Below are 14,985 nucleotides of genomic sequence, written 5' to 3' on the forward strand. Positions count from 1 at the left end.
ATGCGTAAATGGAAAATTGCGTTGGGAGCGGCCGTCGCCGTTGGGGCGATCTCGGTGGCGAGCGTTCACTTGCTCGACATGGGCAATTTCGGCCTCAACGCCGGTACGGCAGGAGCAGCGACGCCCGAACCCGCGGCATTTGTCATGCCGGTGCCGGTGGTGAGCGTCGTCAAGAAGACGATCCCGATCTATCTCGACTATGCCGCCCGCACAGAGTCGATCCGCAGCATCACGCTGCAGGCGCGCGTGCCGGGTTACCTGCAGGAGCAGGTCGCGCCCGACGGCAGCGATGTCAAGAAGGGCGAGCTTCTCTTTAAGATCGCTCCAGAGGATTTCCAGGCTGCCCTTGAACAGGCGAAGGCTCAGGTCCAGCGCGACGAAGCAACGCTCGACTATGCCCGTTCCAGCCTTGGTCGCGGCACCGAGCTGGCCAAGAGCGGATACATCGCCAAGGATGCGTTCGACCAGCGCACCAGCAGCTTGCGCGAGGCCCAGGCCTCGCTGGCCGTGAACCAGGCGGCAGTGCGGACCGCCGAGCTCAATCTGAGTTATTCGGAGATCAAGGCGCCGTTTGCAGGGCGCGTTGGCCGCAACCAGGCTTCGGTCGGAACGCTGGTCAGCGTCGCCGGCACGGTGCTCAACACGCTGGTGCAGCTCGACCCGATCTATGTCACCTTCAATCCGAGTGAAACGGATCTGGCGCAGATCGAGGAAGCCCGCGCGGCGGGGCCCATCGATGTCGACGTCCTGCTTCCCGGCGATACCGAACCGCGCCACAAAGGTCAGCTCACCTTCATCGACAACACGGTCGATCGTTCGACCGGCACCATCACCGCACGGGCGACGATCGGCAACGCCAAGTTCACGCTGCTGCCGGGCCAATATGTTCGCGTGAGATTGCACATCAAGCAGCAGCCAGATGCACTGATGGTGCCGCAGACGGCATTGGGATCGAGCCAGCTCGGCAAATACCTCTACGTCGTCGGCAAGGACAATACTGTCGACCAGCGTATCGTTTCGCTCGGGCCGACCAATGGCGATCTAGTGGCCATCTCGAGCGGCGTATCGGAAGGCGACCAGGTGATAACAGGCAATCTGCAGAAGATCGGCCCGGGAATGCCTGTCTCCCCCCTGCCCCAGAAACCGGCCACCTGATACCCCCCATCAGGCCCGGTCCACGGCGCCCTCAGCTATGCCGAGGGCGCCGTTTTGCCGAGCAGCGCGACGAGCCCGGCAATGTCGGCACGCTCCGCCTTAACTGGCAGCATGAAGGGCGCAATAGGGCTGGCCGAGACGTCGGAGGGCGCTACAGGGCTATAAGATTCCTATTTCTTGCAGCTCACGCACGAATGGAATTTTTATGCGTGTTGCCCCACATTTGCGTCATGCGGCGGCCGCACAGCTTACGCCAGCGAGTCGTCGCGTAGGATGGCATGCAATAGGCTGGGAGTTGCACCAATGGCCGATGTTAAATCGAAGCTGCAATGGGACACCACACTGTTGCCGGATGCCGATCCGCTTTTGGGCTTGGCACCATTGGAGGCTCCAGCTGTAGTACGCTACCTTGCTGCGTTTGCAATGACCGCCTTCGCGGCGGTCGTGGCTGTCGGTGTCGACAGCCACGTGGCGATCCGAACATCTCCCTCATATTTGTGGTGCCGGTGACCATAGCGGCCGTTGGCTTGGGCTTGGGACCCTCCCTCTTTTCGGCGATACTTGGCGCTCTCGCCTACAATTTCTTTCTCACCGAGCCTCGCTATACGCTGATCGTCGACGACCCGGCAAACGTCTGGGCTATCGGACTGCTTTTTGTCATCGGACTTATCGTGAGTGCCGTTGCCTTTACCTCCCAGCGCAGGGCAACTGATGCGGCGCTCCTGAGAAGGCAGGTGTCTGTGCTGCAAGGCTACAGCCGCGACGTCGTGGCGGCCGACGGTACGAAAGCGATCGTCTCGATCACTTCCCAAGCTCTTGCAGCACTCTTCCGAGTCCCTGTCGTCGTCATTCTCGTTATGGAGGGCAAGGTGGTCTCCGTCGAGAGAGTCGGCGACATAGAACCCCTGGAGGCCGAGATCGAGGCGGCGCGATCGTCGTTGGCCACGGGTGTTGTCGTGCCCGCCAGAGTCTACCCGGCGTTGGCCTCGCGCTTTGACTTTTGGCCTGTGGCGACGTCAGTGGGCCTGGGTGCAGCCATTGGAGTCGCATTCGACCCCGATGAACGTCCGTCGGCGCCGGCCACGTTGGTCGACATCGTGGGGCGTTTTTTAGCCCTGGCCATTGAACGAACGTCTCATTCCCGGGTTGACCGCCATACTCGGCCGTAAGTTAAACCCATGGCGACCGATACATAGCAAAAAGTCCGCAAACCTCCCGGCCATTGGTGCAGCCATCTGACCGATTTTTTGAACCTATGGCGCCGTCCTGCCGAGGAGTTCGACCAGACCGGCGACGTCGGCACGCTCGGCTTTCGCCGGCAGCATGAAGGCGCAATAGGGTTGCCCGAGCCGGACCGAGACCGACGACAGCGCGATCAGCCGGCCCGCCTCCAGATCGGCGCGGGCCATGACTCTTTGGCCAAGGGCTATCCCGAGGCCCAGTCGGGCCGAGGCGATCGCCAGGCTGGACAGTCCGACGCGCCGCCCGTGCGACGGGTCGGGGGAGCGATTGTCGCCCGACGCCGCGAACCAGTCCGCCCATGTCGGATGCGAGGCATAGTTCGGACCCCAGTTGGTGTGGATGAACAGGCTCTCGTGCACCTCCGCCAGGCTGGACGCGCCATCCCCGTATCTCTGCCAGAAGTCCGGCGCGCAGACCGGCAGGACGTCGTCATGGACGAGACGGACCATCCTGAGCGCCGGATAGTGATAGTCGCCATAGGAGATGCGCAAGTCGATGTTCTGGCGCACGACATCGATTGGATCGTCCTCGACCCGGACGTCGATCGCCATTTGCGGGAAGGCATCGAGAAGAACGGCCAGTCTGGGCGCCAGCCACAATTCGGCCAGCGAAAACGGCACGCTGACGACGAGACGCGTCCTCAGCCCACCCTCCAGCATGCGCCGCCCGATCGCCGCAATGTCGCCCAAGGCGCGCGCCGTCTGCGGGTAGATCGCATGGCCTGCGTCGGTCAGCGCGATGCGGTTGCCGCTGCGCACGAACAGTTGCTTGCCGAACCAGGTTTCGAGATTGCGGACCTGCTGACTGACCGCCGCTGACGAAACGCCGAGTTCGGTGGCGGCCAAAGTGAAGCTGCCGGCGCGCGCCGCGACCTCGAAGGCCTTGATCGCGTTCAGCGGAGGGGGCCGTTCCATGCGCGCCTTTCATAAGTTTTTCCTGCGGAAGACTAATAATTTTCGACGTTGAGAGAAAGATTTTTTTGCCGTCTTCTATGCTCGAACCTGGAGCATAAGACGATGAAAGACATTCTCGATCTGGACCGATACCCGCTCGACCGTGAAGGCAGTGCCGAATGGAAGCGCCTCGTGGAGACCTCGATTGCGGCGCTGGAAGCCGACGGCATGTTCAACCTCGAGGGTTTTCTGCAGCCCGGCATGGCTGAACGGGCGGTGCGGGAAATCCAGCCCGTCATGGCGACGCGCTCGCACATGCACAAACGGACGCACAACATCTACTTCAAGCCCGATATGCCGGAACTCGCTCCGGACCACCCTTCCCTGCGCAAGGTCGAGACCATCAGCCATACGGTCTGCGCCGACCAGATTCCCGGCAGCCTCGTGCTCGCCATCTATGAGTACGAACCGCTGCTGCGCTTCCTGGCGGCAGCGATGGGAAAGACGCGGTTGCACGTCATGCAGGACCCGCTGGCGCGCACCAATGTGATGGCCTATCGCGCCGGCGAGGCGCTGAACTGGCATTTCGACCGCTCGGAATTCACCACGACACTTCTGCTGCAGGCCGCTGAGCGCGGCGGCGACCTCGAATACCGCACCGATCTCCGCTCGGACGACAATCCCAATTACGACGGCGTCGCCAGGCTGCTCGAAGGGCGCGATCCCGAGGCAAAAATCCTGCGCATGAAGCCGGGCACGCTGAACGTCTTCCGCGGCAAGAACACCGCGCATCGCGTCACCACCGTCGAAGGCGAACGCGAGCGCATGATCGCGGTGTTCTCCTACTACGAGAAACCCGGCATGATGTTCAGCGCCGAGGAGCGCATCGGCTTCTACGGCCGGGCGGCCTGAGGCGGAAGGCGCCGATATTCTGCCCAGAATCGGGAAGTCAGAAAAAGGGTCTTGTCAGATTGTCGACAATCTGCTTGTTGGTTTCGGTTCCTTGTGGAGGCCGAATGGGAAAGGCAGATTTCGCTCCGATCGCGGATACGACACGACGCGCCGAGATCGTGGCGCTGCTCAGGCGCGCGATCCTGACCGGCCAGCTGGAACCCGGGCAGAAGCTCAACGAACTCAGGATTGCCGAGCAGATGCGGGTGAGCCGCGCGCCGCTGCGCGAAGCGATGCGCGAGCTCGTGCAGGAGGGCATCCTGACCAGCATCCCCTACGCCGGGACCTTCGTCATCGATGTGACCGCCAAGGACATCGACGACGCCTATTCGCTAAATAAGGTGCTGGACGAGTTCGCCATCGAACTGAGCTGGCCGTTGCGCGACCAGTGCTTCTTCGACGAGCTCGGCCGGCGCCACGAGGCGGTAAAGCAGGCGACGCGCGACCGCGACACAACAAGGCAGATCGAAACCGCGCTGCAATTGCACGGGCTGATCCATGAATGGGCCGACAATTCGGTGCTGCTGGAAACTTGGCAGCGGCTGACCAGCCGGTTGCAGATGTATTTTGCCCTGCACCAGCGGGCGCGCAACGAGCCGGTGCCTGCCGAAGACATCCACGAGACCTATGTGCAACTGCTGAAGGGCGCCGACATGGGCGCAGCCCAGCGCCACGCCCGCGAGCATATCGACCTCGATTTCGAAGAACTGCTCGCCTATGCGCGCAGCCTCGAACAGCGCGACTCCAAGGGCGCCAAGGCCGATCGCTTTGGCCCGACGCGCAACCGACCAGACGGCAGCTGAGCCGACAGAAGCCGCCAATTGGCGGTTTCGTCGCGACATCACAGACAACGGACAGAGAACGTGCAGATCAAAACCATCAAGGCCTACCATGTCGTGCAGCCCTTCGTGGACGGGCCCTACCGTATGTCGAAAGGGCGTGTCGCCGACGCGTTCGACGCGGTGATCGTCGCCATCACCTCCGACAGCGGGCTGACCGGCTGGGGCGAGATGGCGCCGCTCGGCAATTTCTACTCGCCGGCATTCGCGGCCGGCGTTCGCGCCGGCGTCATGGAAATCGCGCCGCATCTGCTCGGCCACGATCCGCGCGGGCTGGCCAGTATCGGCCGGCTGATGGACACGGTGTTCAAGGGCCATCCCTACATCAAGTCGGCGCTCGACATGGCGTGCTCGGATCTCGCCGCACGCGCCGCCGACGTGCCGCTGGTCACGCTGCTCGGCGGGCGCGAGAGCGAGACGGCGGAGCTCTACAAGGTCGTCACCCATGGCACGGTCGATGGGATGGCCGCACTGGCCAAGCGCATCGTCAAGGACGGGTTCCACCGGCTGCAGGTCAAGGTCGGCGGCAACGTCCATGACGACATCGAGCGCGTCACCGCGGTCGCCGCTTCGGTGCCGAAGGGCACGGTGATCTTCTGCGACGCAAATGCCGGCTGGACGTCCTATCAGGCGCGTCAGTTCAGTGACGCGACGCGCGCCATCGACTACACGTTCGAGCAGCCCTGCACCACGATCGACGAATGTATGTCGGTGCGCCGCTCTCTCGACAAGCCGATGGTGCTCGACGAATCCGTCGCCTCGCTGGACGACATGCTCGACATCCACCGCAAGGGAGCGGCCGACGGGCTGACGCTGAAAATCTCGCGGCTCGGCGGCGTGACCAAGACGCGCCAGATCCGCGACCTTGCCGTCGATTTGGGCTTCATGATCACCGTCGAGGACACTGGCGGCGCCGAGATCGACACATCAGCAATGGCGCATCTGTCGCTGTCGACGCCGGAGGAGCGCCGGCTGCACGCCATCGCCTTCCACGAATGGGTGACGGTGCGCACCGCATCGAACAAGCCGCCGGTCTCGGGAAGCCGCATGGGCATTCCGGACGGGCCGGGCCTCGGCATCGACGTCGTTCCCGACCTGCTTGGCGCGCCCTTCTTCGAGGCCGGCATCTGAGATGAAGATCTGCTGCATCACCGCAACGCCAATCAACCTCCGGCTCGAAGCATCGAACGGCTATTTCTGAGCGGTTCCGGCGCCGTTTAGCTGTTGGCTGAAAATCACGCCGCGGAGCGACCTGCCATGTATGGTCGCTGCGGCTCCTGTTGGCTGCTCCAGACCACGCCAGTCTAGCTCTTCACCGCCCGAGATCACCTGCCGGTCCTCGCCGTCTTCGCTCCCCGCAGATTGCGATCAACCGTTCCCGCCGTGAGTGCGCAGACATATCCAAAATCGGAGTTCGCAATGGGTTGAAATATTTTTCAATTAGAAATAGGAATGTTCAAAATGACTTCGACGCCGCCGCGCGGCAAGAGCTGGAGGAAGCGACATGGCCCATCCGCAATTTGCAGCGGAACTTTTGCAGCGCGCTGAAAAGCAGGGACCGATCACCATCGGGCTTGCCGGCGCCGGGCAGATGGGCACCGACATCGTCGTCCAGGTGGCGTTGATGCCGGGCATGCGGATCGGCGCCATTTCCGAGGTCAGGCCGCAGGCGGCGATCGACGCAGCGCTTCTCGCCGGCCACGACCGCTCGGATATCGTGCAGGCCGGCACTGCAGCGGCGATCGACCGCGTCATCGAGGCCGGCAAGATCGCGGTGACCGAAGACCTGCATGCGCTGGCGTCCGCCGGCCGCATCGACGTCATCATCGACGCAACAGGCAATCCCAACATCGGCACGCTGTTCGCGCTCGAAGTGATGAAGAACGGCAAGCACATTGTCATGCTGAATGTCGAGGCCGACATCACGATCGGGCGCTTTCTCAAGGAAGAGGCGCGCAAGGCCGGCGTCGTCTATACGGGTGCCGCCGGCGACGAGCCGGCCTGCACGCTGGAGATCATCGGTTTTGCCAAGAGCCTCGGCTTCAACATCATCGCCGCCGGCAAGGGCAAGAACAATCCGCTGAAGATCGACGCCCTGCCCGCCGACTACGAGAAGGAGGCGGCCGAGCGCAACATGAATGCGCGCATGCTGGTCGAATTCGTCGACGGCTCGAAGACGGCGATCGAGATGGTGGCGATCGCCAACGCCACCGGCCTGGTGCCCGACGTGCCGGGCATGCACGGCCCGACCGCGACGCTGGAGGAACTCGCCAGCGTGCTTTGCCCGCAGGAGGATGGCGGCGTGCTGCATCGCAAGGGCGTGGTAGACTATTCGATCGGCAAGGGCGTGGCGCCCGGCGTGTTCTGCATCATCGAGACGCGGCATCCGCGCGTGCTGGAGCGCATGATCGACCTCAAGGTCGGCAAGGGTCCGTATTTCACGATCTTCCGCCCCTACCACCTGACCAGCCTGGAAGTGCCGCTGTCGGCGGCGCGCGCCGTGGTCTACAAGCGCGCCGACATGGAGCCGCTCGATCATCCGGTCGCCGAGGCGGTGGCGGTTGCCAAGAGCGACCTTGCCCTTGGCCAGTCGCTCGGCATGATCGGCGAGAACGATTATCGCGGCTTCGCCATGACCTGGGTGGACGCGCGCGCCCGTGGCGCCCTGCCGCTCGGCCTCGCCGAACGCGCCAAGGTGGTCAAACCGGTCAAGACAGGCGATTTCCTCACCTATGAAAATTGTGTACCCGACGATTCGATGGTGATAACCCAGATCCGCCGTCGTCTCGACCAGTCGGACGGACGGTTCGTTACGAACGCCGCCTAAATCCGCTGGATTTCCGCCTGATGGACGATGTCGTAATCGGGATCGACGCTTCGACCACGGCCGTGAAAGCGATTGCCTTCACGCGCGACGGCAAGGAGCTGTTCCAGGCGCGCGAAGCCTATCCGCTTTCAAATCCCAAGCCCGGCCATTTCGAGCAGGATGCCGAACATTGGTGGACCGCGCTGCTCGGCGCCTTGAAGCAGGTCACTGAGGCGGTTGGCGCTGCGCGGGTGGCGGCGATCTCCATCGCCCACCAGCGCGAGACCTTTACGCTGATTGATCATGCCGGCAAGCCGCTTATTCCCGCGATCCTGTGGCTGGACGAGCGCGCCCGTCCGCAAGTCATCAGGCTTTCAGCTGAACTCGGCCGCGAGGCGATCCGCGACTGGAGCGGCAAGCCGCCGGACCCGACGCCCGCGCTCTATGCGATCGCCTGGCTTGCCGAACACCAGCCGCAAGCGCTCGACGACGCAGCCGCTCTCGTCGACGTGCACGGCTTCTTCGTCCACCGGCTGACCGGAAGTCTGGTCACCAGCACGGCAAGTGCGGATCCGCTCGGGCTGCTCGACATCAAGAATGGCACTTGGCACCCTGAGCTCGTCGAGGCCGCAGGACTGCGGCCGGACCAGTTGCCGCAAATGGTCGCGCCCGGCGCGATCTGCGGTAGGCTTAGTGAAAGCGTGGCCAGGCTGACCGGCCTGAAGGCCGGCACGCCTGTTGTCGCCGGCGCCGGCGACGGCCAGGCGATGGGACTCGGCATGGGCGTCTATGGCGAAGGCAAAAGCTATCTTTCGCTCGGTTCGGGCGTCGTCAGCGGCTGTTATTCCCATGGGATGGCGACGTCGGACGCGTTTCGAACGCTGGTCTCGCCCACCGGCTCGGGGTTCATGCTGGAGACCGTGCTGCGCTCCGGCATGCAACTGGTCGACTGGATCGTTCGCACCACCGGCTCGCCGTCGGCCGCAGCGCTGGAGAAGGCGGCGGTGGATGTCGCTGCCGGCAGCGAGGGCCTGCTCGTCATGCCGTATTGGGCGGGCGTCATGAGCCCCTATTGGGACGGCGCGGCGCGCGGCGCCATTGTCGGCCTGTCGTTGGACCATGAGCCGAAGCACCTTTTTCGAGCGGTTCTGGAAGGCATCGCCTTCGAGCAGGCGATCGCCAGCGAGGCAATGGAAACTCAAGCCGGCGGCAAACCGGCGGCGATGATCGCCGCCGGCGGCGGCTCCAATTCGGCGCTGCTGATGCGGATCATGGCAAGCGTGCTCGAGCGGCCGCTCTCCGTCTCGCCAGTCAACGAAGCCGCAGCACTCGGCGCCGCCATGCTGGCGGCCTCCGCCATCGGATGGTTTGCCTCGCCCGAGATTGCGGCCGAGGCGATGACCGCGCCGCCCACCAGGCACGTCGAGCCGGTCGACGGGCTGGTCTCCCATTACCGCGCGCGCAAGGCGATCTACCGCGACCTCTATCAGGCTACGCGCGACATCCATGTTCGGCTCGGCAACGCAATAACGTGAATTCGACGAGCGGTCGCCAATCCTAAACCTTCTTCGGCAGGCCACGCTCACGGCCGAACTTGTTCCGACCCGATGCGGACGTCCTTGTCCGATAACGGATGGCTCGTTCCGAGCGCTTTGTGGCCGTTCCTCTCAAGCCGAATCGTCGATGCAGTAAGCGGCGAGGAAGATACGGACCGCTTCTTTGGCATGGGCCTGCAATGCGTCCGCCTGCAGAATTGCGTCGCTGCCCAGCAGCATTGCGTCGTTGACCGGCGCACCCATGACAAGCCAGTTGAAAAATGACGCGGCGGCATGCACGTCATCTGCCTTGATCTGGCCACGCTCCTGATAGCGGGCGAAAGCCTTTGCGAGCCGGCCGATCGACCGGCCAGGCCCACGCTCATGCAGCACCCTGCCCAGTTCGGGGAAGCGTTCCGCCTCACCGATCACCAGCCGCCGCAAATGCATCAACCGCGGTGTCATGACAATGGTCAACTGCCGGTCGGCGAAATCGAGAAGAAAATGTTCGATCGGCAGATCGTCTTCGGGATCGGCGACCTGCTCCTGCAATTCGTCGCCGGTCTCCCCCGTCATTCCTTGCACGATTTCGAGGAACAGCGCCTCCTTGCTTTGGAAATGCGCGTAAACGGTCTGCTTCGACACTTTGGCGGTGGCAGCGATCTTGTCCATGTTCGTGCCGAGAAAGCCATGCTTAAGGAACAGATCGGCTGCTGCCGAGATGATCGATCTCCGCGTGCGCTCGACGCGCGTCTTCGCACCATTGAGCATCGCCGCCTCTCGCCCCTCCAGGATCAAGTCCATGTCCTAACCGCACTATAGGCCGGACGCATTGACAAATCAAACTAGACGGTCCAGTCTAATAAGGGTGTTCGGGTGGACATGATGATCGTGAACGGATTTCAGGGAAAAAGCTGGACTGCGACCTGCGTATGCGGACGTGTCCTCTTGGAAGCCGGCGGCAAGCCTATCGTCAGCGCCGCCTGCTATTGCGCAAGTTGTCAGAGCGCAGGCCGGCAACTGGAGGCGCTTCCGGGTGCACCACCGCTCTTGGAAGCCGATGGCGGGACAAGCGTCGTCCTTTTCCGCAGGGACCGGGTACGCTGCGTACGCGGCCACGATCTCTTGGCCGAGCATCGACTTGAGCCCTCCTCCAAGACGAGGCGCGTCGTGGCGACGTGGTGCAACTCCGCCATGTTCCTCGACTTCACGAAAGGCCACTGGTTGACCCTCTACAAGGAGCGCATTCCCGCAGACGATCGACCACCGCTTGAAATGCGGGCGCATTCCGGCCGCTTCATGTGGAGGCTTCTCTCGTCCTGGGCGGCGATGGGATTTCGAACCCCTGAAATCGACTACGTGAGTGGAAAGATCGATGGCTGAAAAGATTGAAGTTGAGAACGTGGCATCGCCTGGCCGGGTCGTGCGCGTCGACAAAGCCAAGTACGAGGCCATGAAGGGGGCGTTGCTGGCGGTCTTGCCTCCCGCCGCCCCCGGTCTGACTGTTGCGGAGGCCAAACAAAAGTTGCTGCCCTTGTTGCCGCAGGACCTCTTTCCGGGCGGCGCGAAGGCTGGCTGGTGGCTCAAGGCCGCTCAGCTTGATCTCGAGGCGAAAGGCAGGATCGAGCGGGAAGCAACCAAGCCGCTTCGCCTGCATCGAAAGCAATAGCGTATACATTGTCCTGATCGTCTCCAGCAGGACCGGCAGCGGCCGCTTGCTCCCTCACGGCGAGAGTTGTCCAGACAATGCTCGTCCTCACGAGACACTCATGGTCGTCCATCGCGGTGGCAAATTCCTGGTCGCCGGCTATTAGCCGGTACGGGGACTGGAACGTCCAGACGTCCGATGGCGACGTGGAAACAACGTGGGCAGTTGCGACATCAACTATCTCACCGGCAAAGGCATCGCCTCGCAAGACTGGATGACGGCAGACCGATCGAAGGAGAATTCTAGCCAGTGGCTCTCGCGGACTGGTCGTATGACAGCCGCCCCAAGCCCTGTGAATTTTGAGGTGCCTCTGTCCTAGGCGCGCAAAACTTAGCGGTTGAGCAGGCCCTTGGCCGCATCCTCGTCGGTGATCAGAACCGATATCTTGGTGTTGGCGAGCGCCGCCCGCATGATGGCAATTTTTTCCTGCCCCCCCGAGACCAGGATGATGGCCGGGATGTCCGACAGGTCCTGCAGCGGATAGGCGCAGACCCGGCGGTTGACCTCATGGTCGACGGGCCGGCCCTCGGCGTCGATAAAATGGCATAAAATATCGCCAACTGCGCCGGCCGCCTGAAGCTCTTCGAGTTCGCTGGGCTTGATGAAGCCGTAATTGGCGATCGGACTGTCATTGGAAAACGATCCGACGCTGAGCACGGCGATGTTTGCCCGGCGCGCGCGGAAGACAACGTCCTGAACGCTGCGCTGACTCATGAAGGCTTCGCGCTGCTCCGGCCTGTCAGCATAGACCGGCACCGGCAGCAGAAAGCACTCGGCGCCGATCTTTTCGGCGAATTCCCAGGCGCTCTCGGTCGGGTTGAGCGGCTGGGCATGGGTGAGGCCGCCCAGCATGGAGACCACCGTCGTCCTGGCGATCGGCCGCCGCGGCAATTCATTGATGGCGAATTTCAGCGTTCGCCCCCAGCCCAGTGCGATGACATCGCCGGCATTCACATTGTCGGCCAGATAGGCGCCCGCGGCATGGCCGATCATCAGCGGCGCATTGCTTCGGTCAGCCGCCGACGGCACCACAATGGCCTGGCTGAGCCCGAAAAGCTGCTTCAGAGCCTCTTCCAGCACCAAGCATTCGACGACACTGTCGCGGATGCGGAACTGGACGACGCCCTCCTCACGCGCGGCGGACAGGATGCGATGCACCTTGATGCGACCGATCCCGAGGATCTCCGAAATCCTCTCTTGCGTCAGCCCCTCGACATAATAGTGCCACGCGGCACGGGCCTTCAGCTCGGCATCCGGGAAGCGCGAGGCCTTGTCATTCTCCGTCATCGCCATCTTTTTGCCCTCCCGCGGTCGTCCGAATCCTTAAATGCCATTCAAATGGCGTATCCGACCAAGCGCCACGAAATCGTACTGCGCGCCCAGGATTCAAGATTTAAGACATCGACAGGATACCGTCTACAACGCGAGATGAAAGCCAAAATGGTCAACATTTACTTTGTCTTGACCGTCCTGCCCTGCTCAAGCAGCCGAAACGAAGTCGCAGGGATGAGAGCGGACCTGAAACGCGGGATTGCATGCCCTTTCGTAAGGCAAGCCGGCTGGCGGCGCAAACCGGCGTGGAATGATGCGGCGGGCCTTGACAATTTTCCGACGAACAGTTTAGCTGAACAAAATTGCATATCAAAGATAAATTGTTCACAGGGAGGTGCCTGGTGAGCAAGAGTGAGCCGACGACGCATCGCCGGATCGCTGACGGAGGAGACAAAATGGCTCTGAGCAACGGTGCAAGCGAGTTGAAGGCCGGCCCAGGTACACAGGCCGCGGCGAGTGCGAAGCTTTCGGCCCTGTTCGCCGGGACCATGGGACCGCTGATCGGCCTGATGCTGCTGTGCCTTGCCCTGTCGCTGACCACCGACACGTTCCTGACCGTCCGCAACGTCCTCAACGTGCTCGACCAGGTCACCGTGCTCGGCATCATGGCGATCGGCATGACGCTGGTCATCCTGATCGGCGGCATCGACCTGTCCGTCGGCTCCGTGCTGGCGCTCGCCGCGATGGTGATGGGGTTCGTCGCCCATCCCGACCATCTCAATCTCGGCATGCCCGCCGGCATCGTCACTGCGCTCGTCGTTGCTGGACTTTGCGGGCTGGTTTCAGGCCTGCTGGTGACCGTCACCAAGCTGCCGCCCTTCATCGCCACGCTGGCCATGATGTCGGTGGCGCGCGGTCTCGCCAACATGATCACCGACGGCTCGCAGATCATCGGCTTTCCCGACTGGTTCACCAGCCTGTCGATTATCCGCCATTTCGGCTTCCTGTCGGTCACCGTCGGCTTGATGATCGTGCTGGCCATCATCTTCGCGATCTTCCTGAACTACCGCGCGACCGGCCGCAGCCTCTACGCGATCGGCGGCAGCGCCGAGGTCGCGCGGCTGTCCGGCATACCGGTCAAGTCGCTGACCAACTGGGTCTATGCGATCTGCGGCGTGCTGGCCGGGCTTGCCGGCATCGTGCTTGCGGCACGGCTCGATTCCGTCCAGCCGAGCTCCGGCTTCGGCTACGAGCTGGACACGATCGCCGCGGTGGTGATCGGCGGCGCCAGCCTGTCGGGCGGCATCGGCTCGATCGGCGGCACCGCGATCGGCGTGCTGATCATCGGCGTGCTTCGCAACGGGCTGAACCTGCTCGGCGTGTCGCCCTTCATCCAGCAAGTGGTGATCGGCGTCGTGATCGCGCTGGCGGTGGCCACGGATACATGGCGGCGCAGAGCGCAATGAAGGGCGGCGCGCAATGAGATTCGCCTGGGAGGTCCGGGCGAAAACGGATCGGTGATCCGAAACTGGGAGTTGTTCGGCCAAGGGGGCGCCGTGATGCGCCGGCAGGACAGATTGAACATCAACGGAGGAAACACATGCTGACCAAACGTTCATTGCTGCTTGCTGCCGCGGCCGTCATTCCGCTGCTCGGATTGTCCGACATGGCGTCGGCCAAGGAGGCCAAGAAGCTTGGCCTTGCCGTGGCCAATCTGCAGGCCGACTTCTTCAACCAGATCAAGCAGTCCGTCGAAGCCTATGGCAAGGAAAAGGGCATCGAAATCGTCACCGTCGATGCCAAGGGCGATTCGGCGACCCAGGTCAGCCAGGTGCAGGATCTGATCACGCAGAACATCGATGCGCTGATCTACATCCCGGCCGGCGCCACCGCTGCCACCGTGCCGACCAAGACGGCCAAGGCGGCCGGCATCCCGGTCATCAATGTCGACCGCAACGCCGAAGGCGCACCCGGCGACACCTTCATCGCCACCAACAGCGTGGCGTCGGCCAAGGCGGTGTGCGACTACATCGCCAAGCAGGCCGGCGGCAAGGGCGAGCTGATCATCATCCACGGCCAGAAAGGCACGACGCCCGAGGTCGACCGGTCGAAGGGCTGTGGCGAAGCACTGAGCGCCTATCCCGACATCAAGGTGGTCGGCGAGCTATGGAGCGAAGGCTGGCATCAGGACGAAGGTTTCAAGCTGACGCAGGATCTGCTGCAGTCCCATCCCGACGTATCGATCGTCATCGGCCAGGCCGACGCGCTGGCGCTCGGTGCCGCGCAGGCGGTCAAGGTCGCCAATCCCGGCCACAAGGTCTGGGTTGCCGGCTTCGACGGCGACGTGGCGGCGCTCAAGGCTCTGAAGGGCGGCGTTTTCGACGTAACCGCGACGCAGCAGACACAAGGCATGGGCCGGCTTTCCGTCGATGCGGCGATCAAGCTGGTGGCCGGCGAAACCGTTCCCGCAGAACAGCTGCAGGACGCGACGCTGACCACCAAGGACAATGTCGATCAGTTCATCGCCAAGCATCCATAATATCAGGCATCCCTGATCCCAAGCATTTCTGACGGTTAACGAGCG

General features: G+C 63.0%; 15 protein-coding genes. 12 read left to right on the forward strand and 3 right to left on the reverse strand.

The features are described 5' to 3' along the window. The 3 genes from IHQ72_RS30600 to IHQ72_RS30610 all read left to right on the forward strand — a co-directional run bounded on the left by IHQ72_RS30600 (nucleotide 1) and on the right by IHQ72_RS30610 (nucleotide 2,324). Nucleotides 1-1,155, forward strand: coding sequence for an efflux RND transporter periplasmic adaptor subunit (locus IHQ72_RS30600; RefSeq protein WP_258119318.1), 1,155 nt, complete (start codon nucleotides 1-3; stop codon nucleotides 1,153-1,155). Nucleotides 1,156-1,458: 303 nt separating this feature from the next. Continuing rightward, nucleotides 1,459-1,665, forward strand: coding sequence for a hypothetical protein (locus tag IHQ72_RS30605; protein ID WP_258119320.1), 207 nt, complete (start codon nucleotides 1,459-1,461; stop codon nucleotides 1,663-1,665). Further along, nucleotides 1,662-2,324, forward strand: coding sequence for a DUF4118 domain-containing protein (locus tag IHQ72_RS30610; RefSeq protein WP_258119322.1), 663 nt, complete (start codon nucleotides 1,662-1,664; stop codon nucleotides 2,322-2,324). Before IHQ72_RS30605 ends, IHQ72_RS30610 begins: the two co-directional genes overlap by 4 nt. A gap of 84 nt (nucleotides 2,325-2,408) precedes the next feature. Here the strand turns inward: IHQ72_RS30610 and IHQ72_RS30615 are convergent, their stop codons facing one another. Next, on the reverse strand, nucleotides 2,409-3,311 hold the full coding sequence (locus IHQ72_RS30615; RefSeq protein WP_258119323.1) for a LysR substrate-binding domain-containing protein: 903 nt from the start codon (nucleotides 3,309-3,311) through the stop codon (nucleotides 2,409-2,411). A 102-nt stretch (nucleotides 3,312-3,413) separates the two neighbouring features. Between IHQ72_RS30615 and IHQ72_RS30620 the strand changes: the two genes are divergently transcribed. The 5 genes from IHQ72_RS30620 (at nucleotide 3,414) to IHQ72_RS30640 (ending at nucleotide 9,421) form a co-directional block, all read left to right on the forward strand. Beyond that, nucleotides 3,414-4,202 (forward strand): HalD/BesD family halogenase, encoded by a 789-nt coding sequence (locus IHQ72_RS30620; protein WP_258119325.1) that lies wholly within the window; start codon nucleotides 3,414-3,416, stop codon nucleotides 4,200-4,202. Nucleotides 4,203-4,306: 104 nt separating this feature from the next. Beyond that, the gene (locus IHQ72_RS30625; RefSeq protein WP_258119327.1) at nucleotides 4,307-5,044 is read left to right on the forward strand and encodes a GntR family transcriptional regulator; all 738 of its coding nucleotides are present in this window, start codon (nucleotides 4,307-4,309) and stop codon (nucleotides 5,042-5,044) included. 60 nt (nucleotides 5,045-5,104) lie between these two features. Then, nucleotides 5,105-6,211, forward strand: a complete 1,107-nt coding sequence (locus tag IHQ72_RS30630; protein ID WP_258119329.1) for a mandelate racemase/muconate lactonizing enzyme family protein — start codon at nucleotides 5,105-5,107, stop codon at nucleotides 6,209-6,211. 373 nt (nucleotides 6,212-6,584) lie between these two features. Continuing rightward, nucleotides 6,585-7,907 carry an NAD(P)H-dependent oxidoreductase gene (locus IHQ72_RS30635; protein ID WP_258119331.1) on the forward strand — a complete coding sequence of 441 codons (1,323 nt, stop codon included), beginning with the start codon at nucleotides 6,585-6,587 and terminating at the stop codon, nucleotides 7,905-7,907. Between the two features lie 20 nt (nucleotides 7,908-7,927). Next, on the forward strand, nucleotides 7,928-9,421 hold the full coding sequence (locus IHQ72_RS30640; RefSeq protein ID WP_258119333.1) for a xylulokinase: 1,494 nt from the start codon (nucleotides 7,928-7,930) through the stop codon (nucleotides 9,419-9,421). Between the two features lie 132 nt (nucleotides 9,422-9,553). Here IHQ72_RS30640 and IHQ72_RS30645 read toward each other — a convergent pair whose 3' ends face one another. Next, entirely contained in the window at nucleotides 9,554-10,225 is a 672-nt protein-coding gene (locus tag IHQ72_RS30645) for a TetR/AcrR family transcriptional regulator (protein ID WP_258119335.1), read from the reverse strand. Between the two features lie 78 nt (nucleotides 10,226-10,303). Between IHQ72_RS30645 and IHQ72_RS30650 the strand changes: the two genes are divergently transcribed. Together IHQ72_RS30650 and IHQ72_RS30655 are read left to right on the forward strand one after the other, a co-directional pair. Beyond that, nucleotides 10,304-10,804, forward strand: coding sequence for a GFA family protein (locus IHQ72_RS30650; protein ID WP_258123986.1), 501 nt, complete (start codon nucleotides 10,304-10,306; stop codon nucleotides 10,802-10,804). After that, complete coding sequence (locus IHQ72_RS30655; protein ID WP_258119337.1) at nucleotides 10,797-11,090, forward strand: DUF6958 family protein; 294 nt, start codon at nucleotides 10,797-10,799, stop codon at nucleotides 11,088-11,090. The genes IHQ72_RS30650 and IHQ72_RS30655 overlap by 8 nt, the downstream gene beginning before the upstream one ends. A 369-nt stretch (nucleotides 11,091-11,459) precedes the next feature. Here the strand turns inward: IHQ72_RS30655 and IHQ72_RS30660 are convergent, their stop codons facing one another. Then, on the reverse strand, nucleotides 11,460-12,422 hold the full coding sequence (locus IHQ72_RS30660; protein ID WP_258119338.1) for a sugar-binding transcriptional regulator: 963 nt from the start codon (nucleotides 12,420-12,422) through the stop codon (nucleotides 11,460-11,462). Nucleotides 12,423-12,856: 434 nt separating this feature from the next. Here IHQ72_RS30660 and IHQ72_RS30665 point away from each other — a divergent pair, with 434 nt between their 5' ends. Then, nucleotides 12,857-13,867, forward strand: a complete 1,011-nt coding sequence (locus tag IHQ72_RS30665) for an ABC transporter permease (RefSeq protein ID WP_258119340.1) — start codon at nucleotides 12,857-12,859, stop codon at nucleotides 13,865-13,867. Nucleotides 13,868-14,001: 134 nt separating this feature from the next. Beyond that, entirely contained in the window at nucleotides 14,002-14,940 is a 939-nt protein-coding gene (locus tag IHQ72_RS30670) for a sugar ABC transporter substrate-binding protein (protein WP_123146961.1), read from the forward strand. Nucleotides 14,941-14,985 lie beyond the last annotated feature (45 nt).

Origin of the sequence: Mesorhizobium onobrychidis (genome assembly GCF_024707545.1) — a bacterium.
In the GTDB taxonomy this organism is placed as follows: Bacteria; Pseudomonadota; Alphaproteobacteria; order Rhizobiales; family Rhizobiaceae; genus Mesorhizobium; species Mesorhizobium onobrychidis.

Excerpts from the sequence above, each read along its gene's own strand:
- IHQ72_RS30600 (WP_258119318.1), top strand. The coding sequence starts at position 1 with ATGCGTAAATGGAAAATTGCGTTGGGAGCGGCCGTCGCCGTTGGGGCG.
- IHQ72_RS30625 (WP_258119327.1), top strand. The coding sequence starts at position 4,307 with ATGGGAAAGGCAGATTTCGCTCCGATCGCGGATACGACACGACGCGCC.
- IHQ72_RS30665 (WP_258119340.1), top strand. The coding sequence starts at position 12,857 with ATGGCTCTGAGCAACGGTGCAAGCGAGTTGAAGGCCGGCCCAGGTACA.
- IHQ72_RS30640 (WP_258119333.1), top strand. The coding sequence starts at position 7,928 with ATGGACGATGTCGTAATCGGGATCGACGCTTCGACCACGGCCGTGAAA.
- IHQ72_RS30615 (WP_258119323.1), bottom strand. The coding sequence starts at position 3,311 with ATGGAACGGCCCCCTCCGCTGAACGCGATCAAGGCCTTCGAGGTCGCG.
- IHQ72_RS30645 (WP_258119335.1), bottom strand. The coding sequence starts at position 10,225 with ATGGACTTGATCCTGGAGGGGCGAGAGGCGGCGATGCTCAATGGTGCG.
- IHQ72_RS30670 (WP_123146961.1), top strand. The coding sequence starts at position 14,002 with ATGCTGACCAAACGTTCATTGCTGCTTGCTGCCGCGGCCGTCATTCCG.
- IHQ72_RS30650 (WP_258123986.1), top strand. The coding sequence starts at position 10,304 with ATGATGATCGTGAACGGATTTCAGGGAAAAAGCTGGACTGCGACCTGC.
- IHQ72_RS30635 (WP_258119331.1), top strand. The coding sequence starts at position 6,585 with ATGGCCCATCCGCAATTTGCAGCGGAACTTTTGCAGCGCGCTGAAAAG.
- IHQ72_RS30655 (WP_258119337.1), top strand. The coding sequence starts at position 10,797 with ATGGCTGAAAAGATTGAAGTTGAGAACGTGGCATCGCCTGGCCGGGTC.
- IHQ72_RS30605 (WP_258119320.1), top strand. The coding sequence starts at position 1,459 with ATGGCCGATGTTAAATCGAAGCTGCAATGGGACACCACACTGTTGCCG.
- IHQ72_RS30660 (WP_258119338.1), bottom strand. The coding sequence starts at position 12,422 with ATGGCGATGACGGAGAATGACAAGGCCTCGCGCTTCCCGGATGCCGAG.
- IHQ72_RS30620 (WP_258119325.1), top strand. The coding sequence starts at position 3,414 with ATGAAAGACATTCTCGATCTGGACCGATACCCGCTCGACCGTGAAGGC.